Annotated in this window: 16 protein-coding genes; 2 read left to right on the forward strand and 14 right to left on the reverse strand. The window is 63.6% G+C overall.

Annotated features, from left to right (window positions below):
* Nucleotides 1-50: 50 nt before the first annotated feature.
* From ACO1P8_RS21920 to clpS, 13 genes are all read right to left on the reverse strand, one after another.
* Nucleotides 51-782 carry an ABC transporter ATP-binding protein gene (locus tag ACO1P8_RS21920; protein WP_486297964.1) on the reverse strand — a complete coding sequence of 244 codons (732 nt, stop codon included), beginning with the start codon at nt 780-782 and terminating at the stop codon, nt 51-53.
* A complete protein-coding gene (locus ACO1P8_RS21925) occupies nt 779-1564 on the reverse strand; it encodes an ABC transporter ATP-binding protein (RefSeq protein ID WP_486297965.1) in 786 nt (261 codons plus the stop codon). Before ACO1P8_RS21925 ends, ACO1P8_RS21920 begins: the two co-directional genes overlap by 4 nt.
* Nucleotides 1561-2649, reverse strand: a complete 1089-nt coding sequence (locus tag ACO1P8_RS21930) for an ABC transporter permease subunit (protein ID WP_486297996.1) — start codon at nt 2647-2649, stop codon at nt 1561-1563. Before ACO1P8_RS21930 ends, ACO1P8_RS21925 begins: the two co-directional genes overlap by 4 nt.
* A complete protein-coding gene (locus ACO1P8_RS21935) occupies nt 2649-3578 on the reverse strand; it encodes a branched-chain amino acid ABC transporter permease (protein ID WP_486297966.1) in 930 nt (309 codons plus the stop codon). The genes ACO1P8_RS21930 and ACO1P8_RS21935 overlap by 1 nt, the downstream gene beginning before the upstream one ends.
* A 104-nt stretch (nt 3579-3682) precedes the next feature.
* Nucleotides 3683-4837, reverse strand: a complete 1155-nt coding sequence (locus ACO1P8_RS21940; protein WP_486297967.1) for a branched-chain amino acid ABC transporter substrate-binding protein — start codon at nt 4835-4837, stop codon at nt 3683-3685.
* 346 nt (nt 4838-5183) lie between these two features.
* Nucleotides 5184-8996, reverse strand: coding sequence for a trifunctional transcriptional regulator/proline dehydrogenase/L-glutamate gamma-semialdehyde dehydrogenase (gene putA, locus ACO1P8_RS21945; RefSeq protein ID WP_486297968.1), 3813 nt, complete (start codon nt 8994-8996; stop codon nt 5184-5186).
* Nucleotides 8997-9171: 175 nt separating this feature from the next.
* A complete protein-coding gene (locus ACO1P8_RS21950) occupies nt 9172-9834 on the reverse strand; it encodes a PqiC family protein (RefSeq protein ID WP_486297969.1) in 663 nt (220 codons plus the stop codon).
* A complete protein-coding gene (locus ACO1P8_RS21955) occupies nt 9831-11528 on the reverse strand; it encodes a PqiB family protein (protein WP_486297970.1) in 1698 nt (565 codons plus the stop codon). The genes ACO1P8_RS21950 and ACO1P8_RS21955 overlap by 4 nt, the downstream gene beginning before the upstream one ends.
* A gap of 12 nt (nt 11529-11540) precedes the next feature.
* Complete coding sequence (locus tag ACO1P8_RS21960) at nt 11541-12887, reverse strand: paraquat-inducible protein A (RefSeq protein WP_486297971.1); 1347 nt, start codon at nt 12885-12887, stop codon at nt 11541-11543.
* Nucleotides 12887-15190 (reverse strand): ATP-dependent Clp protease ATP-binding subunit ClpA, encoded by a 2304-nt coding sequence (clpA, locus tag ACO1P8_RS21965; RefSeq protein WP_486297972.1) that lies wholly within the window; start codon nt 15188-15190, stop codon nt 12887-12889. The genes ACO1P8_RS21960 and clpA overlap by 1 nt, the downstream gene beginning before the upstream one ends.
* A 55-nt stretch (nt 15191-15245) precedes the next feature.
* Nucleotides 15246-17498 (reverse strand): penicillin-binding protein 1C, encoded by a 2253-nt coding sequence (gene pbpC / locus ACO1P8_RS21970; protein ID WP_486297997.1) that lies wholly within the window; start codon nt 17496-17498, stop codon nt 15246-15248.
* Between the two features lie 8 nt (nt 17499-17506).
* Entirely contained in the window at nt 17507-22669 is a 5163-nt protein-coding gene (locus ACO1P8_RS21975; RefSeq protein ID WP_486297973.1) for an alpha-2-macroglobulin family protein, read from the reverse strand.
* Between the two features lie 132 nt (nt 22670-22801).
* Nucleotides 22802-23116, reverse strand: a complete 315-nt coding sequence (clpS, locus tag ACO1P8_RS21980) for an ATP-dependent Clp protease adapter ClpS (RefSeq protein WP_094842676.1) — start codon at nt 23114-23116, stop codon at nt 22802-22804.
* Between the two features lie 222 nt (nt 23117-23338).
* Between clpS and ACO1P8_RS21985 the strand changes: the two genes are divergently transcribed.
* Both ACO1P8_RS21985 and ACO1P8_RS21990 read left to right on the forward strand, forming a co-directional pair.
* Nucleotides 23339-23584, forward strand: coding sequence for a cold-shock protein (locus ACO1P8_RS21985; protein ID WP_006220277.1), 246 nt, complete (start codon nt 23339-23341; stop codon nt 23582-23584).
* A gap of 95 nt (nt 23585-23679) precedes the next feature.
* On the forward strand, nt 23680-24186 hold the full coding sequence (locus ACO1P8_RS21990) for a DUF192 domain-containing protein (RefSeq protein ID WP_486297974.1): 507 nt from the start codon (nt 23680-23682) through the stop codon (nt 24184-24186).
* 136 nt (nt 24187-24322) lie between these two features.
* Here the strand turns inward: ACO1P8_RS21990 and pcaF are convergent, their stop codons facing one another.
* Nucleotides 24323-25528 carry a 3-oxoadipyl-CoA thiolase gene (gene pcaF, locus ACO1P8_RS21995; protein WP_486297975.1) on the reverse strand — a complete coding sequence of 402 codons (1206 nt, stop codon included), beginning with the start codon at nt 25526-25528 and terminating at the stop codon, nt 24323-24325.
* Between the last annotated feature and the right edge of the window lie 18 nt (nt 25529-25546).

Below are 25546 nucleotides of genomic sequence, written 5' to 3' on the forward strand. Positions count from 1 at the left end.
CGGCCAGGCCACTGCCGAAGGCAAGGGGCTGGCCGTGACCATGCAACGCATCAGGCGGTTTCGAGTTCGCCGAGATACGCCGCCCGGACCTTGGGGTCCGTCAGCAAGGTCCTGGAAGTACCGGACAAGATCAGTTCCCCCGACTCCATCACGTAGCCGCGCTTGCTGTATTCGAGCGCGAGCCGCGCATTCTGCTCGATCAACAGGATCGTCACGCCGTCGGCGGCGATGCCCGAGATCACTTCGAATACTTTCTCCACCATGAGCGGCGCGAGTCCCATCGACGGCTCGTCAAGCAGCAATAAAGTGGGACGGGCGATCATGGCACGCCCCAGGGCGACCATTTGCTGCTCGCCGCCGGACAGCGTGCCCGCCGCCTGCTTGCGGCGTTCCGCCAGGCGCGGGAACTGCTCGAAGACGCTTTCCATATCCGCGCGGATTCCGGCCCCGTCGCGCCGCACATAGGCGCCCATCGCCAGGTTTTCCTCGATGGTCAATTGGCCGAAAATGCCGCGTCCTTCGGGCACCATGACAAGTCCTTCGCGGACCAATTCGTGGGGCCGCCGTCCCTGGATGGACGCTCCCTGGTAAAGGACTTGTCCACCGGCGACCGGGATGAGGCCGCAGATGGCGCGCAGTGTCGAACTCTTGCCCGCCCCATTGGCGCCGATCAGGCACACCAGTTCGCCTCGGTTCACCACCAGGTCGACACCACGCACCGCGCGAATCCCCCCATAGGCGACCTGCAGGTCGCGCAATTCGAGCAAAGGCGCTTGGCTCATGCCGCCGCCTCCTGCGCCGCGCCGGCGCCCAGGTACGCTTCGATCACCTTGGGATCGCGCTGCACGTCGGCCGGCTTGCCCATGGCCAGAACCTTGCCGTATTCCAGTACGAGTACGCGATCGCACAAGCCCATTACCAATTTCATGTCGTGTTCAATCAAAAGCACGGTAACGCCATCGGAACGAATTTTCTCGATCAGGCGGCGCAGGACCACGGTTTCGGAGGCGTTCATACCGGCCGCCGGTTCATCCAGCGCCAGCAGACGCGGTTCGGTCGCCAGCGCCCGGGCGATCTCCAGCCGCCGCTGATCCCCGTAAGACAGGGACTTGGCGATGTCGTTGGCACGCGCCGCGATGCCGGTGTATTCCAGCAAAGCATGCGCGCGCGCTTCGATAGCGGCCTCTTCCGCGCGGGTTCGGCGGTTGCGCAGCACCGCCCCGATCAGCCCCGCCCGCGTGCGTACATGCCGGCCGATCATGACGTTTTCAAGCGCCGTCAGATTCGCGAACAAACGGATGTTCTGGAAAGTGCGCGCCATGCCCAGCATAGCGATTTCATGCGGCTTCGCACCCACCAGGTTTTCACCGGCGAACACGCATTGCCCCGCTTCCGGTACGTACAGCCCCGTCAGCACGTTGAACAACGTGGTCTTGCCCGCCCCATTTGGGCCGATCAAGCCATAGATTTCGCCGCTCCGGATATCGAAGCTGACGTCCGATAGCGCCTGCAGGCCACCGAATCGTTTGCCCAGCCCGCGGGCTTCAAGCAAGGTTGCGGTCATGCCCGACCTCCTTCGGACGATCGGCTCAGCTCGCGTTTGCGCACCGACGAGGGCCACAAGCCGGCGGGCCGGAACAGCATGACGCACACCATGGCAAAGCCGAACAACAACATGCGAATGCCTTCCGGATCGACCACGACGCTGCCGAAAATGGCCTGCTGAGCAGGAACGATAACGGCGCGCAGGAACTCCGGAAAAACCGCCAGGACGATGGACCCGAGGATCACACCCGGAATATGGCCCATCCCACCCAGCACCACCATGCAGAGGACGGAGATCGATTCGGTAAGGCTGAAGCTTTCCGGACTGACGAAGCCCTGCATGGACGCGAACAACGAACCCGCCACGCCACCGAACGAGGCACCCATCGCGAAGGCCAGCAATTTGATGTTGCGGGTATTGATACCCATGGCCTTCGCCGCGACTTCGTCTTCCCGTATGGCTTCCCATGCCCGTCCGATGCGTGAGTTCTGCAATCGCAGGCACACGAACATGATCAGCAAGGTCAACAAGAGCAGGAGGTAGTAATACTTCTCCGGCCCCGTCACGCGTATCCCGAACAGCGTTTCGGTGCGGTTGAAGGCAAAGTCCGCCACGCGGAAGGGATCCACGCGGTTGACCCCTTGCGGCCCGTTGGTGATATTGATGGGAGCATTCAGGTTGTTCAGGAAGACCCGGATGATCTCGCCGAAGCCCAATGTGACGATGGCCAGGTAATCGCCGCGCAGCTTCAGGGTGGGCGCCCCCAGCAGAATGCCGAACAGGCAGGCCAGCGCGACGCTGATCGGCAGGATGGCCCAGAACGGAAGGTGCAGGTTGAAATGCGGCGACGCCAGCAACGCCCAGGTATAGGCGCCAACGGCGTAAAAAGCGATATACCCCAGATCCAGCAGGCCGGCGAAGCCCACCACGATGTTCAGGCCAAGGGACAGCATCACATACAACAGGGCGAAGTTGAGGATGCGGACCCAGCTTTGACCAGCCATGCCCAGCAGAAAGGGCAGGACGGCCAATGCGGCCGCCACGAGCCCGATACCCAGCCACGCGGCGGGCGAAATGCGGCCGCGCGAAGCAAAACTTGTCATCATGCGCGATCCCCCACACGTTCGCCGAGCAATCCGGAAGGACGGAAGATCAGGACGAGCACCAACACGAGGAATGCGAACACATCCTGATAGTTGCTGCCCATGAAACCGCCGGTCAGATCGCCGATGTATCCTGCCGCCAAGGCTTCGATCACCCCCAGCAATATGCCGCCGAACATGGCGCCGGCAAGGTTGCCGATGCCGCCCAGCACCGCGGCGGTAAAGGCCTTCAGGCCGAGCATGAAGCCCATCGTGTAGTGCGCCACGCCGTAATAGGTAGTCACCATCATGCCGGCCACGGCGGCCAGTGCCGAGCCGATCAGGAAGGCGGCGGAAATCACCGTATTGATATTCACGCCCATCAGCCCCGCGACTTCGCGGTTCTGCGCGGTCGCCCGCATGGCCGTGCCCAGGCGGGTCTTGTGCACCAACAGCAGCAGCGCGACCATGACCAGCGCGGCGATGAGAATGATGGCGATCTGCAGCGAACTGATCTTTGCCCCGCCCAACGAGAACATCTGGAGTTTGACGATCTGCGGGAAGTGTTCGTAGTCACGTCCCCAGATCATCATGGCAAGGTTCTGCAGGATGATGGAAACGCCGATCGCGGTGATCAGCGCCGCCAACCGGGGAGCTCGCCGCAAGGGACGGTAGGCGACGCGTTCCGCCAGCCAGCCCAGCGCCATGCAGACGGGCGCGGCGCAAAGCAGGCCTACTCCGAAGACAAGCCATGGGGAAACCGACGGGTCCGCGCCGACCAGGGTCAACGCGAGCGTGGTCGCCACCATGGCACCCACCATGACCACATCGCCATGCGCGAAGTTGATCAGGCCGACAATGCCATACACCATGGTATAGCCCAGCGCGACCAGGGCATACATGCTGCCCTGCGTCAGGCCGTTGATAAGTTGCTGAATGAAAATATCCATGGAATGCCAGGTGAAACGTGAATCGCGCGGACAGCCGATGCCGCGCAGTGATGCACCCCGGGGGATGGGGTTGCGGCACGGCGTCGCGCCGTGCCGCGGCGCCTTTATTGCGCCTGGCTCACCATGGTCTCGACCATCTCCCACTTGCCGTTCTTGACCTGGTAGATGGTTACGGACACTTCCTTGAGGTCGCCGTTGGCGTCGTAGGCGATGCTTTCGCTGGTCGCGCCCTTGCGATGCAGTTTGCGCAGCATGGGCAGGTACTTGGCCGAGTCGGCGGAGCCGGCCTCTTCCATGGCCGTGATCATGTTCCACGCACCGTCATAAGCGTACGGCGCATAGACACCTGGCTCTTCCTTGAACCGCGCCTTGTAGGCCGCGGCGAACTCCTTGCCCGCGGCCATTTTGTCCAGCGGTACGCCGGCCAGCGAGGCATACGTGCCTTCCGCTGCGTCTCCGGCAAGCTTCAGGAAGGTTTCGCTGCGCGTCATTTCGCCAGATACGAAAGGCATGGTCAGCCCCAGCGCCGCGAGTTGACGCTTCATCGGGCCGGACTGCGCATCCAGGCCGCCGAAGAAAATCGCCTCGGGAGCAGCGCCCTTGATATTGGTCAGGATGGACGTGAAGTCGTTCGCCTTGTCAGTCGTGTACTCGCGCCGGACAACCTGGCCACCCGCCGCTTTCACGGCTTTCTCGACCTGGTCGGCCAGGCCCTGGCCGTAGGACGTGCGGTCATCGATGATGGCGATCTTCTTGCTGTGCAGGGTCTCGACCATGAACCTTCCTACCGCGGCGCCCTGCTGGGTATCGCTGGTCATCATCCGGAAGGTGTTGTCATAACCCTGCCTGGTGTATTCGGGCGCGGTACCCATGGCGATCTGCACCAGGCCGGCATCGTGATAGACGCGCGAGGCGGGAATGGTAGTGCCGGAATTGAAGTGTCCCAGAATGCCGCTGACATCGTCATCGACCAATTGCTGCGCCACCGTTACCGCGGTCCGAGGGTCGGCCTGGTCATCCCGGGAAACCAGCACGAACTTGACCGCTTTGCCATCGAGCTTGATTCCCTTCTTATTGGCTTCGTCGATGGCCAGGATCAGGCCTTTCTGCATGTCCTCGCCATAGTGCGCCTGGGGCCCGGTCAGCGGACCGGCATAGCCTAGTTTGATTTCCGTATCGGCCGCATGCGCGGCGCCAGCCACGCAAAAGCCGGCGGTGACGGCCATGGCGAGCGATCGTATCGTTGTCGTGAAGCGCATCTATTCCTCCTTGTAGGATAGCCAGTAAGATCTGCGGGAGGGTGGTCCCGTCCGTCCTTGCCGCACGGTCCGCGGGTGACGCGGACCGGTGCTATTGTGATTTATGCATGCGCCGGATAGGCGCGCCTCTGGCGCCAACGGCGCCATGGCAACGGAATTTTCGATGCCGCCAAGGGCGACAGGTATTGGCGATTACCCTCCCCACCATAAAGCCGGGCATCCCGGACCCTACGGCAGGCAGAAGGATATGTCATGTCGTCCCCGGCGCGCTTCAGTATCTGGCTGCTGAAGCACACCGGGGTTTTCGCTTTTTCAACGCTCGCACGCCCCTGGCGTGGAAAATGCCTTAGCCTATGGTCATCAGGCTGGCATTGCCGCCAGCCGCCGCGGTGTTGACGCTGATGGAGCGTTCCGCCACCAGGCGGTCGAGCACGTAGGATTGCCCTTGTGCCAATGCGTCGACCGATAGCCCCTGCACCGCTACGATCGGTCCTGGGCGGGCGGCCACGCGTCCGCTCAGCAACCTCAGCGCATCGCTGTCGCCCTCGAACAGGACTGCCTGGAAATCGGCCGATTCCACATCCTCGTCGCGCATGAAGGCCACGCCATCGCGCTGGGCAGACGGCAGGCCCTGGACGAATTGGCGGGAAACGCCGCCATCGGCGAACAGCACCCGATTACCCGTCGCCTGGGCCGCCGCCCATTGCGCACGCGCGCCTTGTTCGGAGGACGCCACACAAAGCACCGTGCCACGGGGCTCCAGCCGGTAGGTATTGGCTTCACCGGTAGGCCCGGGCAATGTCAGGACGATGGGCATCGCGGAAGTCCCGCCACCTACCGGCAACTGCGCCGGACGAAGCGACAACAGCCTGTACAGGTACAGCGGCCCGCCGGCCTTGGGACCGGTGCCCGACAGCCCCTCGCCGCCGAAGGGCTGCACGCCCACCACCGCGCCGACGATATTACGATTGACGTACATATTGCCGGCATGCACCCGGGACGTGACGTGGCCGATGGTTTCGTCGATCCGCGTGTGGACGCCGAAGGTCAAGCCGTATCCCGTGGAATTGATGTCTTCCAGCAGGCTGTCCAGTTGATCCCGCTTGTAGCGTACGACGTGCAGTACCGGCCCGAACACTTCACGCTTGAGTTCGCGCACGCTGCCGATTTCGATCAAGGTGGGCGCGATGAAAGTACCATTGCGGCAGGCCGGCGATAGCGGAATCTGCGTGACCGGCTTGCCGGCAGTACGCAGGCCCTCGATATGGCGTTGTATGCCGTCCCTTGCCTCGTTGTCGATGACAGGGCCGACATCCGTCGACAGATGGTCCGGATTGCCGACCCGCAACTCGGCCATGGCGCCACGCAGCATTTCCAGCACGCGATCGGCACTGTCCTCCTGGACGCACAGCACGCGCAGCGCCGAACAGCGTTGACCGGCGGAATCGAAAGCCGAAGTCAGTACGTCGTAGACGACTTGTTCGGTCAGGGCGGAAGAGTCCACGACCATCGCATTCTGGCCACCCGTTTCGGCGATCAACGGAATGGTGTGGCCGGCATCATCCAGGCGATCGGCCAGGCTACGCGCAATCAGGCGCGCCACATCGGTGGACCCGGTGAACAGCACGCCCCGGATATCGGGACTGGCCACCAGCGCTGCACCGACGGTCTCGCCACGACCGGGCAGCAACTGCACCGCGTCTTCGGGCACGCCCGCCGCACGCAGGATGTCGACGGCCCGCGCCGCGATCAGCGGAGTCTGTTCGGCCGGCTTGGCGATCACCGCATTGCCCGCGGCCAGCGCCGCGGCCACCTGGCCGGTGAAAATGGCCAAGGGGAAATTCCAGGGGCTGATACACAGCACCGGTCCCAGCGGGCGATGAGTCGCATTGTCGAACTCGCGCTCGGCCTGTTCGGCGTAATAGCGCAGAAAATCGACGGCTTCACGCACTTCGGCAATCGCGTTCGGCAGGGATTTCCCCGCCTCCCGCACAATGAGCCCGAGCAGTGTCTGCATCTGCTCTTCCAGCATCTGCGCGGCGCGGCGCAGGCACAGCGCGCGCTCGGCCACCGGCGTGGACTGCCAGATCGACGCGCCCTGCCCCGCACGGCGCAGCGCCTCCTGCGCTTCGGCTTCGGATGCCTCGACGACATGACCGACGATATCGCGGTGATCCGCGGGGTTCCGCACAGGCACGGCGCGCGCGTCGTCCCACGCATTCGGCCCGACCGTGGGATAGGCGCGCCAGGCCGTCGCCGTGCTGGAAAGCAAGGCGGCGGACAGCGATGCCAGGCGGTGTTCGTTGCTGAGGTCGAGCCCTTGCGAATTGGCGCGCGCGCCCGAACGAATGCTGCCGTAAAGCTCGCGCGGCAGCGGGATTTTCTCGTGAGGCGCCCCCAGCGGGACGATCGCCGACGCCGCTTCCACCGGGTCTTCGATCAATTCGTCGATCGATATGCTGTGGTCGCCGATGCGGTTCACGAAGGACGTATTGGCGCCGTTCTCCAGCAGCCGGCGAACCAGATAAGCCAGCAGCGTTTCGTGGGTACCGACGGGCGCATAAATGCGGCAGGGACGATTCAGCTTGCCCTGCGCCACGGGGCCCACCACTTCCTCGTACAGCGATTCACCCATGCCGTGCAGGCACTGGAACTCGTACTGGCCCGGATAGTAGTTCTGCCCCGCCAGTTGGTAGATCGCAGCCAGGGTATAGGCATTATGGGTGGCGAATTGCGGGAAGACCGCTTCGGGCGCGCCCAGCAGCTTACGGGCGCAGGCCAGATATGCCACGTCCGTATAGACCTTGCGCGTATAAACCGGGTAACCCTCCAGGCCGTCCACCTGCGCGCGCTTGATCTCGCTATCCCAATACGCGCCCTTGACCAGCCGTATCATCAGGCGATGGCGGCTGCGGCGGGCCAGATCGATGACGTAGTCGATGACGAAAGGCGCGCGTTTCTGGTAGGCCTGGATCACGAAGCCGATACCGTTCCAGCCTTCCAGTTCCGGATCGAAGCACAGCGCCTCCAGCAGATCCAGTGAAATTTCGAGACGGTCCGCTTCTTCCGCATCGATGTTCAGACCTATGTCGTAGCCGCGCGCCAGGCGGGTCAGCGACTGCACGCGCGGCAGCAGCTCTGCCATGACACGGTCGCGCTGCGCACGCGAATACCGCGGATGCAAGGCCGAGAGCTTGATGGAAATGCCGGGCCCCTGGTAGATGCCCCGTCCCGCGGCGGCCTTGCCGATGGCATGGATGGCCTGCTCGTACGACGCAAAGTAGCGGTCGGCGTCTGCCGATGTGGTCGCCGCCTCGCCCAGCATGTCGTAGGAATAGCTGAAGCCCTTGGCTTCCATTTTGCGGTTATTGGCCAGGGCCTCCGATATGGTCTGGCCGGACACGAACTGCTCGCCCATCATGCGCATGGCGATGTTCACGCCCTTGCGGATCAAAGGCTCGCCGCCCTTGCCGATGAGGCGTGTCAAGGCGCGCGAAAGGGATTGTTCGCTGTTCACCGCCACCAGCTTGCCGGTAAGCATCAAGCCCCACGTCGCGGCATTCACGAACAGCGACGGCGATTCGCCGACATGCGAGCGCCAGTCTCCGCGCGCCACCTTGTCGCGGATCAGGGCATCGCGCGTAGCGCGATCCGGGATGCGCAGCAGGGCTTCCGCCAGGCACATCAGGGCCACGCCTTCCTGGCTGGACAGGGAAAACTCCTGGATCAGCCCTTCCACCCCGCCGCCGGTACGTTTCTCCCGCAGCGCCCGCACCAGGCCGGCCGCCGTGGCGTGGATTTTTTCCGGGTTGGGCATCCGCGCCTGTCCCAGCAAAAGCGGAACGCATTCCGGCTCGGGTCGCCGGTAGGCCGCCGTGATGGCCGCGCGCAAAACGGACTGCGACTGCACGTCCTGACCGAACTCGAAAAAGGGCGGCACCTGTGCCTGCGGTTGCAATTCGGGCTCTTCGGCGGTCCCCTCTCCCCCCGTGAAGTGCGCGATCTCCGCCGGCAGCTGGCCACGCTCGATACGGTCGAGATAGGCCACAATGGCTTGCTTGTGGAGCCAATGCGGCGTGCATTTCAGTTTGGATGCCGCGTCCTTCAGACGGTCGCGCAACGTTTCGTCGACTTTGACGCCAAGAGTGGTAGTGCCCATGCTGGCTTGATACTCGCTATTTCTTGAAAAGGGCTGGACAGACCTCGCCCAAGGCGGAGGTTCACCGCGATAGTAGGCGGGTTACACCTTGCGGAATATTAAGGTTAACCCTAGGTTTCCTCAGCCTTTCTCTCGAAGGGAGGCCGTTGAGCCCAGCCCCCGTTCCCGCGATCATCTAGCCGACATCGCAGCCCTTGAGTTGCACCGCCTCGCTACCTGCCTGGGCGCGGGCGCCTCCCGCCCGGATACCGCTGGCGATGGTTGCCGCCAAATCGGCGGTCGCCCTTTGCTGCGCGGCGACCGCGCGCGCAGGCGTAGCGCCATCCAGGGGGACGTGAATCACGCTGCGGCACAGCAGCATCTGGCCCGGCAGGTTCAAGGGCCGCAGCCGCCAGGTCGCATCCAGTACCGCATCGCCGTGCGCCGTTGCGTCGAAGCGCTGCACATCCAGCTGGACCCGCCACATCGCCGCGTTGGAGGGCGCGTTAATGGATTGCACATCGACCACGCCCAGATCGCGCACCAGGTTATAGGACACGGCGCCCCGGATTTCGTCGGAAAGGGGGGCCGTCCAGCGATCGGAGTAATAAGCCGAGACTACACCGTCGGCTTCGCGCAGCATGATCTGGGGCTGGTCGGCCTGCGGCGGCACGGTGACAGGCAGGACATCCAGCAGGAAAGGCGGCTTGCCGCCATCAGACCGGGCTGGCGCGCGCGACTCCTGGCCGGCATCCGGCGTCAGCAGCGTGTAGTAATGCACCGGGGGAGAAGTGGAACACCCGGCCAGCGCGGCCCCAAGTACCGCCGGCGTGAGCACGCGTCGAATCGTCGAGTTCATCGTGGGCTCCTGGTATTACCGTAGTTGGGCAACGGATCCGGCCCGCGACCGCGTAACAGGGCCTCCGGACTGGTCTGAAGATAGTCAGCCAGCGCCCGCAGCGAGCGTGCCGCCCTCGATAGCTCGTCCATCGCATTCTGCGCGTTGACCGGCAACGGCGAATCCGGAGCCAACAGATTACCCAAATCGGCGAGGGATTTGTTGGCTTGTTTGAGCAATGCCTCCGCCTGAGGAGCGAGCTGCTTATCCAGGCGTGCCGTCAGGCGCGCGGTATTCGCCAGTGTCTTCTGCAAATCCGTGCCTATTTTGTCGAACGGGATCTTGTCCAGCTTGGCCGCGACGTTGGCGATCTGTTGCTGCAATTGGTCCAGGTTCCCCGGCTGCGTCGGGATCCTCGCTGGCGTGGACATCTCGAATGCCACCGGCTTGGCGTTCGGAAACACATCCAGCGCGACATACAGTTGGCCGGTCAATAGATTCGAACTGCGCAACTGTGCCCGCAATCCGTGCTGCACCATGGAGCCCAACAGACGGCCGCCAGGGTGAGTGGTGCCCTCTGCGCCGGTCTTTTTATCCTCTTGCTCGGAATATTCGCGCACCCGCTCGTAGACAGCTCCGAGCCGCTGCGGGTACAGGTTGGCATGGACGAGCGCGAAGAAGCGCTTCGACGCGCGATCGAAATCCATACTGATGGAGTCCACCTGCCCCAGCACCACACCATTGAAATCGATGGGCGCACCCACGCTCAGGCCGCGTATCGATTGGTCGAAACGCATGACGATGGGGAACGGCTCCCCGTCCTGCCTGGCCTGGGCCGCGGCCTCCGTGCCGTATAGCGTGAACACCGTATCCGCCTTGGCCGGTGTTTCCGTCGCGTCATCATCCGGCTGGCCAAAGGCGATGCCGCCCACGGCCACGGACAGCAAAGACTGCGTGCGTACCTTCAGGCCATCGGCGTTAAGGGTGAAATCGACACCGCTGGCATTCCAGAAGTGCGTATCGGTAGTCACGAATTTGTCGTTGGGCGCATCGACGAACAACTGGATATTGACGAAGTGGCCGGTAGGATCCAATTGGTATCCGATTACCTGCCCGACACTGATGCGCCGGTAATAGACCGGCGAGCCCACGTCCAGGGACCCGAGATCCGTGGCCCGCACCGTGAACCGCTTGCCCGGCCGGTCGTGCGTGACTTCGGGCGGTGTCTCCAGTCCGACGAACTCGGTTTTTTCTTCATCCGACGCCGACTTGGCCGCATCCTTGCCATTCCTGGCGTCCACACCGATATAAGCGCCGGAGAGCAACGTACCGAGACCGGACACGCCGCTCAGGCCCAGGCGCGGCCGCACGACCCAGAATTGCGTGCCTTCCCGGGCGATACTGGCAGCCTCCTTGACCAGATCCGCCTTGACGATCACCTGGGACCGGTCTTCGCTGAGATGGATGCTGCGCACGGTGCCGATATTGACGTCCTTGTAACGGACCTGGGTCTTGCCGACTTCCAGGCCCTCCGCCGTCTTGAAGGTGATGGTGACGGTAGGTCCGGATTCCCACCACGTCTTGGCAACCAGGGAGAGCCCGGCGACGGCGGCGACGAATGGTACCAGCCAGATCCAGGAAATACGGCGCTTGCGCCGGGTGACCTCCGGAGTCCGGATCCCTTGGTTGTCTCCGGACGGTGCTGGGTCTGACATACAGCTGCTTCCTTATTCCTCTTGTTTGTGGATCGCATTGCCCAAGGCCTGCATGGCCGCCGGCGGATTGGCCGCCGGGTAAGCAGCCCGGGGCGACAACGGCGTCGCATGATCGGCCTGATCGGCGGCCATATCCCACCCGTACCGCGGATCGAAGCTCATTGCGGCCAGCATGGTCAATATGACGACCGTACCGAAAGCGCCAGCCCCAGCCCCGGCGCTGATAGTCATCAAGCCCTGGAAGTGCGCGAGCGCGGCCAGCAGGATAACGACGAATACGTCCAGCATCGACCATTGGCCGATGAACTCCACCATACCGTACAGACGCGTGCGCTGACGCAGCCCCGTCGCGCTGCCGCGCTGCACCTTCCATGCCAGCACCGCAAGCGCCAGCAACTTGGTCAACGGCACCATCACGCTGGCGACGAAGACAATCAAGGCGATATCCCACGAGCCGGTTTGCCATAATTCGATCACACCGCCCAGTATCGTGTGCCCGCTGTCGCCGAAAATCGACTCGATATTCATGACGGGCAGGACATTTGCCGGAATATAAAGAATCGCCGCCGCGATGAGCAATGCCCAGGTCCTGGCCAGGTGATCCGGTTTGCGCAGATGCAGCGGGCTATCGCACCGCACGCAGCGATGCGGCGAACCCGGATGCCCGCGAGGCAAGGCCTGTACCTGCCCGCACACATGGCACCCGGCCAATGCCTCGCCCGGGCGGGCATGAGGAATATGCAGGCCCACGGCCCCCGTCCGCTCCGCATAACGCCAGAGCGATTGCGAAGAAAGACGGCCCAGGGTGGTCAATAATATGGTCAACAGGGCAAAACCGGCCAGGCCGACACCGGGCGACACCGACGCCATTCCGGCCAGCTTCACGACAGCGACAAGCACACCCAACACGAACACCGGGACCATGCTCCACGGCGCGAGCAGGCGCAACATTCGGGTAGAGGAAGCGAAGGCGGGAGGACGGACGCCCGTCGATAGGGGGTACAGCACCCATACCAGCAGTACCAATTGCAGCAATGGGAGGACCAACCCCGCCAGGCCGGTCATGACCGCAACAACCTCATGGCCCTGCCGCCACGTGACGAGAACCGCCTCCGGCAATGAGGCCGCCTGCACCATACCCTGCACGCGCATGATGGCGACAGGATAGGCATTGGCGATGATGAAAACAATCAGGGCGGCGAGCGCAAGCGCAAGCCACCCCGAGGGATGAAGACCACTGTAGCGCCACAGCACCGAGCCGCAGCGGCTGCAGGAAGCCTGTTCACCTGGCCTCAGCTCCTGGCGGCGGTAGATCGTGCCGCAATGCTCGCAGGAGATGAGAGGCGGTGTCGACGCCATTACTCCGCCAGCGCGACTTCCTGCGCATCCGGCGCGTCCGAAGCCGGCTTATCACCGAAGGTCAGCGAAACCTTGCCCTCCTGATCGAGATCCACCGTGACCGAGCCGCCATCGACCAGTTTGCCGAACAACAGCTCATCGGCAAGGGCGCGGCGTATCGTGTCCTGGATCAGGCGCTGCATCGGACGTGCACCCATGAGCGGATCGAACCCTTCTTTAGCGAGATGATCGCGCAAGGCTTCCGTGAAAACGGCGTCGACGCGGCGCTCATGCAACTGGTCTTCCAGCTGCATCAGGAACTTGTCGACCACGCGCAGGATGATTTCGCGCGAAAGCGGTGCGAAGGGGATGATGGCATCCAGACGGTTGCGGAATTCCGGAGTGAACATCCGGCGGATCTCCGCCATCTCGTCGCCCACCACCCGCGCATTGGCGAAACCGATCGACGGACGGTTCAGCGTTTCCGCGCCGGCGTTCGTGGTCATGATCAGGATGACGTTGCGGAAATCGGCCTTGCGTCCGTTGTTGTCCGTCAACGTGCCGTGGTCCATGACCTGCAGCAGGATGTTGAAAACGTCCGGGTGCGCCTTTTCAATTTCATCGAGCAGCAACACGCAGTGCGGCTGTTTGGTGATCGCTTCGGTCAGGAGACCGCCCTGGTCGAAACCGACATATCCCGGAGGGGCGCCGATCAGGCGCGACACCGCGTGCCGCTCCATGTATTCGGACATATCGAAGCGCAGCAGCTCCACACCCATGGTGAACGCCAGCTGGCGCGCGACTTCGGTCTTACCCACGCCGGTCGGCCCCGAGAACAGGAAAGCACCGATCGGCTTCTCGGGCTTGCCCAAGCCGGAACGCGCCATTTTGATCGAGGCGGAAAGGGCCTCGATGGCGTTGTCCTGCCCGAACACCACCGTTTTCAGATCTCGATCCAGCGTGGCCAGCTTGCTGCGGTCGTCGTTGGACACGGATTGCGGCGGGATGCGGGCGATCTTCGAAACGATATTCTCGATATCGACCTTGCCGATCACCTTCTTCTGGCGCGAACGAGGCAGCAGGCGCTGGGCGGCACCCGCTTCGTCGATCACATCGATGGCCTTGTCCGGCAGATGGCGGTCGTTGATATGGCGCGCCGACAGCTCGGCAGCCGCCAACAGCGCCGCGGCCGAATAGCGGACATTATGGTGTTCCTCGAACCGGGTCTTCAAGCCACGCAGGATCTGCACGGTTTGTTCGACGCTGGGTTCGCTGACATCGATCTTCTGAAAGCGACGCGACAAGGCGTGGTCTTTTTCAAAGACCCCGCGATATTCCGTATAGGTGGTCGCCCCGATACACTTGAGCTGGCCGGACGACAGCGCCGGCTTGAGCAGGTTCGACGCATCCAGCGTTCCGCCCGACGCGGAGCCCGCGCCGATCAGGGTATGGATTTCGTCGATGAACAGAATCGCATCGGGATTGCCGCGCAATTGCTTGAGTACGCCCTTCAGGCGCTGTTCAAAATCGCCGCGGTATTTGGTCCCGGCCAGCAACGCACCCATATCCAACGCATAAACCTGGGCTGCCTGCAGAATTTCCGGCACTTCGCCACGGGTGATGCGCCAGGCAAGGCCTTCCGCGATCGCGGTCTTGCCCACACCCGCTTCGCCCACCAGCAAGGGATTGTTCTTGCGGCGCCGGCAGAGAACCTGGATGACGCGTTCGACTTCGGATTCGCGGCCAATCAGCGGGTCGATGCGGCCCGCAAGGGCGGCGGCGTTCAGGTCCGTCGCATACTGATCCAGCGGCGACTGGCGGGATTCGCCCTGTTCCTCTGGATTGGGCTGCTGTTCCTTCTGCGAGGCGGCCGACTCGACTTGCGGCTGCTTGGTGATCCCGTGCGACAGGAAGTTGACCACGTCCAGGCGCGTCACCCCCTGCTGCTGCAGGTAATACACCGCGTGTGAATCCTTCTCGCCAAAAATCGCCACCAGCACATTCGCGCCGGTCACGGGCTTCTTGCCGCTGCCGCCGGCCGAAACGTGCATGATCGCGCGCTGGATGACGCGCTGGAACCCCAGCGTCGGCTGGGTGTCCACCTCGGCGCCGCTGGGAATGACAGGCGTGTTCTCGTTCACGAACTGACGCAGATTGCGACGCAGATCGTCGAGATTGGCGGCGCACGCGCGCAGCACTTCCACCGCGGAAGCGTTGTCGAGCAGCGATAACAGTAGATGCTCTACTGTAATAAATTCGTGCCGGGCCGAACGGGCCTCGACGAATGCCATATGCAGGCTAACTTCAAGCTCTTGGGAAATCACGCTTCCTCCATAACGCATCGAAGCGGACAAAAACACAATTCATATTCTATGCCTATCAGGGCGTAACGCCAGCGATTTCAAATTCAATCCGGTCGTAACGGCCCCGGCTGTCCATTACCGTAAGCGTATACCGACCGGCGCGCCCCAACGACACCGTAAATGGATGATCCGCCCGCGCCTGTCCCAGCACCCGGCCGTCCAGCATCCACCATACCTCACCTTGCGCCCCCATCGCGTCTACGTCGAACGCGATAAGACGCCGTCCCGGCAAAGGCCTCAGAACCGCGCCCTGCGCCAGGCCCGTCACCCGCAGGGGTGCCTGCCCGGGGTCCGCATAACCCGCGAACGAGGGTGGGACAGTGTTGTTCAAAGCCCACGCCGCACGCGGTTCCTGACACATTTTGGCCTCCAGGCTTTCCCGGCGCACGCCCAACGGCCAGCAGATGACCACGGGTTGCACGCTGGCCGGCCGGATACGCGCGCGCGGCGGCCCGTCGGGCAGTGCGGCGACCACGTCCCGCAATAATGGCGCGGCGACGTTCGCGCCAAAAAACCCCGGATTCGGCGTGCCATCGGGCCGGCCCACCCAAACGCCGATCGTCCAATTGTCCGTCACCCCGACTGCCCAGGCGTCACGAAACCCGAAACTCGTGCCCGTCTTCCAGGCCAATGCCTTGCCGGGCGCACCGGTTTGGTGAAACGGCCGGTCCGGATGGCCTCCGCCTTCGAGGATATCGCGCACTATCCACGCCGCGCCCGCGCTGATCATGCGAGACTCCAGCAAGGGTTGCGCGGGATCGAGCCGCGGCTGGCCGGCCAGGCCGTCGCGCGCCAAGGCACGGTATGCGCCCACCAGTTCTTCCAAGGTGGTGCCAGCCCCGCCCAAAATCAAGCTTAGATTCGGCGAAGCCCCCGCCGGCATGCGCAGACGAACCCCACCGCTAAGCATAACCGAAGCAAAATGCGCCGGTCCGACACGATCCAGCAAGTCCACCGCCGGCACGTTGAGCGAGCGTTGCAATGCTTGCGCAACGCTGACCGGACCCGAGAATGCCGCCTGAAAATTGCCCGGCGCATAACCGCCGAACGACATCGGAACATCCATCAGCAGGCTTTCCGAATGGATCAGGCCATCGTCCAATGCCAAACCATACAGGAACGGCTTCAGTGTAGACCCGGGTGAGCGCACCGCCGCGACCATGTCCACGTGGGCATAACGGGTATTGTCGGTGTAGTCGGCCGATCCGGCATACGCACGAATGGCGAGGCTATCGTTATCCATGACAAGCACCGCCATGGAAACCTTGGGCGGCAACGCATCGACGCGATCCAGCAGCAGTTGTTCCACGCGCGCCTGGAGCTCGGCGTCGATGGTGGACGCGATGCGTTGCGTTCCCGGCTGGCCGGAAGATCCGGCGACCGATACCGTGCACGAGGGGCAGGATACGCTGGCCCCGGCCTTCGCCTCGCGCAACAGGCGCTGCGCCGCGAGCGGCGCCAGCCAATGCGCACGCAATGGCGGTGCCATGACCGGTTCCATCTTGGCGTCGGCCACTTGGCCGGGGGTCCAGCGCCCCAGCGCCGCCATGCGATCCAGCACCTTATCGCGGGCGGAGCGTGCCAGCTCCGGGTTGCGGTCGGGACGCAACAGCGATGGCGACTGCGGCAAGGCCGTCAACAATGCGGACTCGCCGGCACTGAGGTCGCGCGCGGACTTGCCAAGCCAAAGCCGGGAAGCCATCTCGACCCCCTCCACGATGCCGCCCATAGGCGCCCGGCTGAGATACATCGCAAGGATCTCGTCCTTGCTGTAATGCAGTTCCAGCTGGAGAGCCCGCAGCGCCTGGCGGGCTTTGGCACCCAAGGTGCGGGATGGATGGCCGGCGAGCGCGGGGTCGATCAGACGCGCCACCTGCATCGTCAGCGTCGAACCGCCGGACACGATGTGGCCGGACAACAGCCACTGGGCCGCGGCGCGCGCCATCGCGACGGGATTGACGCCGGGATGCCAGCGGAACCAGCGGTCTTCGTAGGTCAATAGCGTCTGCAGGTACAGGGGCGAAACATCTCCCGGCTGAACGGGGTAGCGCCAGATCCCGTCCCGGCTGGGGTAGTTGCGCAACGGCGTGCCGTCGGCTGCGGTGACCACAACGGCGCCGTCCGAATAAGGCGGTGGCAGCGGATACAGGCGATCCAACACGACGGCGCACACGCATGCCAGCAGGGCCAAACCCGCCGCCAACGCGGCAGCGAAGGTACGCGCGCGGCGGTTTTTTCTTCCGCGCGGAACCTTCGCTTTGGTGACCATCGTCATGGCTACGGCGGCGCACCGCGATCGCGGATCTCGATATCGCCCCATGACGCACCGACACCCTGGACCTCAGGACGATACATGTCCTCCCCCACGGTCGACGGTACGGCGTACCGGCCGGGCGTCACCACGCGCAGCAGATAGTAAATGTCGACCGGTCCCTGCCCCAGGGATACCGCGGCGACGTAGCGATCATCGCGGAACTCCGTGTGTTTGATGCGAGGATCGGACAAGGCGTCGGCCACGCGATGCTGGGCGATGGTCCAATCGTTCATATCGGGATTCTGCGACAGGTTCAGGTTCTCGACCTCCAGGCCCGCCGGCACGCGGTCGATAATCAGGCCGTCGGGAATGGCCTGGCTCGCGTCCGCGCGTATCCACGCCACCAGGATATCGCCGGTCTGCAGCGTGCCACCGTCCCAGGCCTTGCCGTCCGGCCAATACCATTGGCGCTGCAAACGGATAACGCCATCGCGCGGTGCAGGGGGATGGTCGGCCGTCCCCTGTATGTCGATTTCCGCGTACACCGGCCGGGCACCGGTGTTGGACAGCTGCATGCCATCGATATCGCCGGGCTGGAGGGTTACGATACGGTCGTCGTCTCCTTGCAGCACCGTGCGTCCGGCGCCCCTGGACAGCGTAGCTTCCCAGGCTCCGGGCGCGCCGCCGCCGGCCGCGCGCGCTGCCATCAGCAGCGCCATTTCTTCCTGCGTCGAGAAATACGACCGTCCTCCCAGGCGCGCGGCGAGTTCCGTCATCAGGACTTCCCGGCGCGGATGCTGCAGATCGTATTGCCCCATCAGCGCATAGGACAAGGCCAGGTCGCGTACCGCGCTGCCGTAGTCACCCATCCACTCATCCACGCCGCCGGACATCGTGCCGAAACCGTATGGACGGCTCATGCCCGCATCCAGCGCCGCACGCGCCCGGTCGGCGTCACCCATCAGTTTGAAGGCGGCGGCAAGCTGGACCAAAGGCAGGGGCGAACGCGCACGCGCCTGATAATTGTCGAATAACTGGCGTACCGTGGCCAGCGGCGCCTTGCCGTCGCGAGCAAGCACCAGCGATGCCGCGGCCAGGCCGGCGAAGCGCCGGTGATCGTCGCGCAGCACGCTTTGCGCGTCCGCCGGGATACGGCCGTTCTGCACCGCCGCGCGCAGTTGCGCGGACCAGACGCCGAAGCCGGAGGGCGCTCGCTGCACCTGTTCCAACAGCCAGCCGCGCGAGCGGTCCAGCACGGTCTCGGGTACGCTGAACCCGCGGTCGCGGACGTCCTGCAAAAAGCCGACGGCATACGCTGTCAGCCAAACGTCGCGCGCACCCGCCGGTCCACCCCATAGCGAATAGGCGCCGCTGGAACCGCGCATGCCGGACAGGCGCTGCAGTGCCCTGTCCACCCTGTCCTGGCGTGCCGCGGGCGAGAAATCCTTCACGCCATACAGGCGCGCGCTATCCGCGTCCATCAACAGCCAAGGCAATGCCGCGCTGATGGTCTGCTCCGTGCACCCATAGGGATATGTCAGCAGGTTGCCGACGATCCGCTGCACATTGAATGGCGGACGATCGGACACGGTCAGGCTGGCGGTGATGGAATCCGGGTAATACCCCGCTACCCATGCGGCATCCAGGCGCGTGCTGTCGCCCGGCATCAACCGCAGGCGGCGCACCTGACGCTCGGGCGCCTGCGCGGGCTCGACCTGGAGCACCGATTCGCGCACGATATGGACGGCGTCCGCGCCACCCTGGCCGGACACGGACAAACGCAATAAGCCGAGGCCATACGATCCCGTGGTCGTGGCGGTGTAGCGCAAGGTCGTTCGCTGCTGGTTTTTCAGCGTGACCGTGCGCTCTCCGTCGGCAATCGACAGGGGATCGCGCGCCTGCAGCGATACGGAAAACGTTTGCGTCGCACCGCTAAGATTCGTGACGTCAAGCGCGATCGCCGCGCGATCCCCCGGCGTGATGAAACGTGGCGTACTGAGTTCGGCAACCACCGGCGCGGCGACCACCATTTCGGCGTCCGCGCTGCCATATCGGTCCGCGGTGAACGCTACCGCCATCAAACGCAAGGTTCCGTTGAAATCCGGCACATCCAACGGGATTTCGGCTTCGCCCTTGGCATCCAGTGCTACAGGGCCGGAAAACAGGTCCACCAGTTTGACTTTCTTGGGAAGTGGGCGCGTATCTCCGCGCATCGCCGCATCGCCGCCCCATTTCAGGCGCCCTTTCGTGCCATCCATCTTCTCGATCAGTTTGCCGTACATGTCGAGCAGGTCGGGAGCATAGCGATGCTTGCCGAAGAAAAAGCCATACGGGTCCGGCGTCGCATAGCGGTCTATGTTCAGGATGCCGACATCGACCGCGGACAACGTTACCGTCGCCTGGGTATCGGCGGCGCCGTCGATCTTTACCTTGACGGTGGTGCGTGCCTCCGGGCGGACTTTCGACGGCGCCTGCAGGTGTACGTCCAGCTTGCGAGCCGAGGTATCCAACGGCAAAGGCGCCAGCCCGACCGCGCGCGCCGGCGTCACGCGATCGCCTTGGCTGCCCGGGCGAAAGACCACCGCGCCGAGGTAAAGATCGTGGCGCTTCCAGGCGGCATCCACCGGTATGTCGACTTCGGTGCCGGTGGCCTTCGCGTCTATCCACTTCGACCACAGCATGCGATCGCCTTCCACGGTAATCAGGGCATGACCATCATGCGGCGGCGTCAGCGTCAGGCGGACGCTATCGCCCGGCTTGGCGGGCAGGCCTTCGACCTTCATGCGCACGCGGTCCGGCCGGTTCCCGGCGGCCTCTTCGCCCTGCGCGCCCCAGCCCGCGTAGAACCGGTAGCGCAGGGTCTGCCCGGTTTCGGAATCGGAGATCTCCAGGCGATACCGGCCATAGCCGACCGGCACATTGAACGTTTCGCGTCCGCTCAGGGGCAAGGAGCGGGCGTCCGCAAACTCCTCGGTTTCGGTATAGCCGCTGTTCCAGCCCCGCTGCTCGTCGTAGCGCCAGTAGTACTGTCGCTCTTCGCGGTACAAACGGACCTGCGCCTGGCCCAGGGGCCTGATCTTGCCCTCGGCATCGACCCGCACTGCCTCAAATCCCGCAGGGGTATTTTCCTGCGTCACATCGCCGTCGAAAAGCGGGCGAACCGCGATCAGCGCGGGGGCGGGCCAGATCGACCGCGTCAAGGACCGGACAACCGGACGCCCTCCGGATTCCAGCAAGCTGGCCTGAACGCGGACTTGCAGCGGCGAGGTGGCCTTCTGTCCCGACAGATCGACATCGATCCGGCCTTTGCCCTCATCATCCAGTTGCGACTCGGGAAGTTCCTCGTAATGGCGCAAGCTATCGTCGGCGACGTCGCCGAAAATGAAACCGGGCCATTGTGACGGCAGCGCCTGCCGATCCCGTTTAACGGTAAAACTGGAAAGCAGCCGGTTGCCCGCGGCAGGCGCGCCATACAGGTAGTCCCCCTGGACCGCCACCTGCAAGGACTTGCCCGCCGGCAACACGCCTTCCGGCGCGCTCAACAGCAGCTTCATGCGTTCGGGAAGGAATTCCTCCACATGGAAGGCCCAGGTCGCATCGGCGTTACGCGCCGAGGGATCGACCCGCAGCTCCAGCATCCACGTGCCGGTCTGCGCATCGGGGGGCAATTCAATGGCGTGCCTGACGTAGCCTCGCACCGAAGAATCGGGCCGCCATAACGCACTCTGAACGACGCGCCCGTCGGGCCGTTTCAATGTCGCGGTCAACGGCGAAGCGGCCAGCGGACGGCCATCCGCATCGCGCGGCAGCACCGACACCTGCAGCGTTTCCCCGGGCCGATACAGGTCCCGCCCAGCGTACACGAATATGCTGTTGTTGACGGCCGGCAGGCCGCCCACATCGAACTCCGATAGATCCAGCGCCGGCTCGGCCAGCGACAAAACCGTCATCTCCTTGCCGCGCATGGCGCGCAGCACGCTGGCCCGTTGATAGTCCCCGTCGAAACGTACATGCCCCTGCGCGTCGGCCGTCGCCTTCGCCAGAACCCTGCCGCCGCCGTCCAGCAACTCCACGGTATCACCGGCTATGGGCTCCCCCGATCGCAGCGACACCGAAAACGCTTCGATGCGCCCTTCATAGCGCCTGGCGTGCAAGCCGATATCGCTGACGTAAAAGTAGGTGGTCTGGTACTCCGTTCGAAAACGACCCGGCTCGCTCATCACGGCGACGTAAATACCCGCCTCCTGCAGCTCCTTGATGTTCTCGACGGGAAGGAAAGTGACATGGCGGCGGTTCGGCTTATCGTCGGTCAGGAAGCGGCCCTGGTACACGCTTTCGGCGATGGATTTCAAACGATCCAGATCCCAGGCACCGACCGCGCCCTTCAACGATACCGAGTCGACGTAGCCGCCACTTTCCGCGTCGTCGTCCGCATCGCCACCGGACCTTGCGCGATTGCCGGCCAGAAGATCGAAAAACGCCGACACGTGTTCCGGAGCGACTCGAAGGAATTGCACGTCGACCTCCGGCGTATTGACCGTGGCCACCGGCAAGCCACCGTTCTGCCCTGCCGGCAGCACAACCCCGCGGCTGGCGAAGTAGAACGCAGGCGGCATCGCATCCGTAATCAGCTGGCAATGCGCGGCGTCGCGCAGCGAGGACCCATCGCCGGCGGGCAGTCCGGCACCCAGCCTGACGGTATAGCGGCGCTGAGGCAGGATGTAGGGAAAGTAAATGACCCGGGGGTTGTCGCCGACCACCCAATTGCCCTGTACCGGCTTGCCGGATGCAGTGACATCGCCCGGTTCGACGGCATGGGTGGCCGCGGACGCGGCCTGGACCGCGGTTTCATCGTTTGCTTGGCCCGCCGTCGTGGCCGCCCCGCCGTCGATGACCTGCAGGTGGCGTCCCAGGTCGCCCTTGCGATCGACCGGCTGGGTAAGCGTGACGGCCAGGGCAAGACTGCCTTGGTATTGCCGGGCGCCGCAGCTCAATCCCGCGAAGGGATCGGCGGCGACGACCGCCGCACTGGTCGGCGCGGTCGCTGTGCCAGACGAAGCAACTACGTTAACCGGGGTATGCGGCGGTACGGAAAATCGATGCGCCAACCATATGGCGATCAGAACGACCACGACGGCCACGATGGCCACGCCCGCCAAACGGCCGGCGCGCTTGTGCTGCTCCACGATACCCCCTCTCCCATATGCCGACTGACGCAGCCCCCGGCCCGCTTCCCCACGAGCGCGTACAGGCCTGCCAACTTTATTGCTTATTGCTTTACATATTGCCCCGTCGGCCCGGTCCGGCCAGGCAGGTCGTCAAAGAGGTTCCATGACGCACTGCAAGGGATGTTGCTTGGCACGCGCGTGCTGCGCCACCTGTGCGACACGGGTCGCCGCGATATCCCGCGGGTAGACCCCGCATACGCCGCGGCCCTCGTGGTGTACCTGCAGCATGATCCTGGTGGCCTCTTCTTCGCTTTTGCCGAAAAACTTCTGCAGCACCGCGACGACGAATTCCATCGGGGTGTAATCATCATTCAGCAATACGACCTGGTACATGGGAGGCGGCGCGGTTCGCGCGCTCTCCTTCTCCACGACAAGATCATGCTGAGTATCCGTGCTTGTGCTCATAGCGGCGGCTATTTTATTTAACAGTAGAAAACCGGGTATGGAAATCGGCGTATTTTTACATGTCGAAATGCGTAGTTTCCATACTTGACGCGCGAAAGAAAAACGGCGCATTATCGAAGAATTCTAAGTGCTTTCAACTGCTTGTTAGCCTTGGAAAAAAGGGGGGGAGACGGCCCGGCCGGGGAGCCCTTCTGTCAACATATGATTCAAGAGGCAGTCCGCATGTCTGATACGACCGCAACCGCTGTCCAAGGGGACAACCCAAAATCTACGGGAACCGTGAAGTGGTTCAACGACGCCAAGGGATTCGGTTTCATCACTCCCGACGACGGCGGTGAAGACTTGTTCGCACACTTCTCGTCTATCCAGATGAACGGGTTCAAGACCCTTAAAGAGGGCCAAAAGGTGGCATTCGAGATCATCCAAGGACCCAAGGGCAAGCAGGCTTTGAACATTACCGCGGCCTGAGCGATCAGTCGTGGCGTTGTAGGCGTCTTCGAGTACCATACGAAGGCGGGGCGGCTGACGCCCCGCCTTTTTTGCGTACTGCTTTCGTACTCATCATGCATAACGGTGCTGTCTTGCTGCAAGCTCAAATCAAGTCCAGGAGAAGCCGCGCGACCCTGCGCACCCTTCTCGCCGCTGCTACCCTCGCCGTCGCGGTCCTGCCGGCAATGGCCCGCTCCCAGGGTTTCACCGAAGCGCAGCCCCCGCTGCCGAAAACCCAGCTGTCGGCCGGCATCCACATCATCCAGGCCGAAGTTGCCAATACCGACGAGAGCCGCGAACGGGGCTTGATGTTCCGCAAGCGGCTGGAAGGCAACGACGGCATGCTGTTCGTGTTCGAGCGGCCCGATAAACAGTGTTTCTGGATGCATAACACCCCCCTTCCGCTGTCGATAGCCTTCATCGCCGACGACGGCACCATCGTCAATATCGACGACATGGCTCCCGAAACGGACGATACGCACTGCTCGCGCAAACCCGTCCGGTACGCGCTGGAAATGGCCCAGGGCTGGTTTGCGGACCACGGAATCTCCACGGGCAAGAAAATCGACGGCCTGCCTTAATTGTATGGAGAAGAATACATAATAAAAAAGCGAGCGGCGATGCTCGCTTTATTGATAATGATAATCACGGTTAATCTGAAGGGATAATACCGCAAGGTAAACAGGGCGGGCGGCGGACATAACCGTCGCCCGTCTTTCAGACCCGTTCCAGAATCACGGCGATACCCTGGCCGACTCCGATGCACATGGTGCACAGGGCGTATCGACCACCGGTGCGCTCCAACTGGTTGACGGCCGTGGTGGCCAGACGGGCGCCGCTGGCGCCCAGCGGGTGCCCCAGGGCAATGGCACCGCCGTTCGGATTGACCCGCGGATCGCCTTCGCCGATACCCAATTCGCGCAGCACGGCGATGCCCTGCGCGGCAAAGGCTTCGTTCAGTTCGATGACGTCCAGCTGGTCCAGCTTCAAACCGGTCAGCTCCAGTACCTTGCGCGTGGCCGGCACCGGACCGATTCCCATGATGCGAGGCGGCACGCCGGCCGTGGCCATACCGACGACCCGCGCGCGCGGTGTCAGGCCGTGCCGGCGCAATGCGCCTTCGCCGGCAAGCAGCAGGGCCGCTGATCCGTCATTGACGCCCGAGGCGTTGCCGGCCGTCACGGTCCCGCCCTCGCGGACTACCCCTTTCAGCCGGCCAAGCGCTTCCATGCTGGTTTCGCGGGGATGTTCGTCCTTGTTTACCAGAACGGGGTCGCCCTTCTTCTGCGGCACGGATACGGGGGTCAATTCGGTATCGAAGTAGCCGGCTTGCTGCGCCTTCACAGCCTTTTCCTGGCTGGCCAGAGCAAAGCGGTCCTGATCCTCGCGGTTGACCTTGAAGTCGGTTGCCACGTTCTCAGCGGTCTCCGGCATGGAGTCCACGCCGTACTGGGCCTTCATCAGCTTATTGACGAAGCGCCAGCCTATGGTGGTGTCGTAGATAGCGGCGTTGCGCGAGAACGCCGTCTCGGCCTTGCCCATGACGAAAGGGGCGCGGCTCATGCTTTCGACACCACCCGCCAGCATCAGGCCGGCCTCGCCCGCGCGTATCGCCCGCGCGGCGCTGCCCAGGGCATCGAGCCCCGACCCGCACAAGCGATTAACTGTGGCGCCGGGGACCTCGACCGGCAACCCGGCCAGCAGAAGCCCCATCCGGGCCACGTTGCGGTTATCCTCGCCCGCCTGGTTGGCGCAGCCGAAAATGACATCGTCAAGTTCGTGCCACTGCACGCCCGCATTGCGCGCCATCAAGGCCTTGATCGGTACGGCGGCCAGGTCGTCCGCGCGGACGGATGACAATGCACCGCCATAGCGGCCGAAAGGAGTACGAATGGCGTCACAGATGTAGGCGTGCTCGGTCATGGCTGGCTCTCGAAAAGT

Source organism: Bordetella sp. (assembly GCF_057362025.1).

Excerpts from the sequence above, each read along its gene's own strand:
- ACO1P8_RS21925 (WP_486297965.1), bottom strand. The coding sequence starts at position 1,564 with ATGACCGCAACCTTGCTTGAAGCCCGCGGGCTGGGCAAACGATTCGGT.
- ACO1P8_RS21960 (WP_486297971.1), bottom strand. The coding sequence starts at position 12,887 with ATGGCGTCGACACCGCCTCTCATCTCCTGCGAGCATTGCGGCACGATC.
- putA (WP_486297968.1), bottom strand. The coding sequence starts at position 8,996 with ATGGGCACTACCACTCTTGGCGTCAAAGTCGACGAAACGTTGCGCGAC.
- ACO1P8_RS21920 (WP_486297964.1), bottom strand. The coding sequence starts at position 782 with ATGAGCCAAGCGCCTTTGCTCGAATTGCGCGACCTGCAGGTCGCCTAT.
- ACO1P8_RS21950 (WP_486297969.1), bottom strand. The coding sequence starts at position 9,834 with ATGAACTCGACGATTCGACGCGTGCTCACGCCGGCGGTACTTGGGGCC.
- ACO1P8_RS21940 (WP_486297967.1), bottom strand. The coding sequence starts at position 4,837 with ATGCGCTTCACGACAACGATACGATCGCTCGCCATGGCCGTCACCGCC.
- ACO1P8_RS21955 (WP_486297970.1), bottom strand. The coding sequence starts at position 11,528 with ATGTCAGACCCAGCACCGTCCGGAGACAACCAAGGGATCCGGACTCCG.
- ACO1P8_RS21985 (WP_006220277.1), top strand. The coding sequence starts at position 23,339 with ATGTCTGATACGACCGCAACCGCTGTCCAAGGGGACAACCCAAAATCT.
- clpS (WP_094842676.1), bottom strand. The coding sequence starts at position 23,116 with ATGAGCACAAGCACGGATACTCAGCATGATCTTGTCGTGGAGAAGGAG.
- ACO1P8_RS21990 (WP_486297974.1), top strand. The coding sequence starts at position 23,680 with ATGCATAACGGTGCTGTCTTGCTGCAAGCTCAAATCAAGTCCAGGAGA.
- ACO1P8_RS21930 (WP_486297996.1), bottom strand. The coding sequence starts at position 2,649 with ATGACAAGTTTTGCTTCGCGCGGCCGCATTTCGCCCGCCGCGTGGCTG.
- pcaF (WP_486297975.1), bottom strand. The coding sequence starts at position 25,528 with ATGACCGAGCACGCCTACATCTGTGACGCCATTCGTACTCCTTTCGGC.
- pbpC (WP_486297997.1), bottom strand. The coding sequence starts at position 17,498 with ATGGTCACCAAAGCGAAGGTTCCGCGCGGAAGAAAAAACCGCCGCGCG.
- ACO1P8_RS21935 (WP_486297966.1), bottom strand. The coding sequence starts at position 3,578 with ATGGATATTTTCATTCAGCAACTTATCAACGGCCTGACGCAGGGCAGC.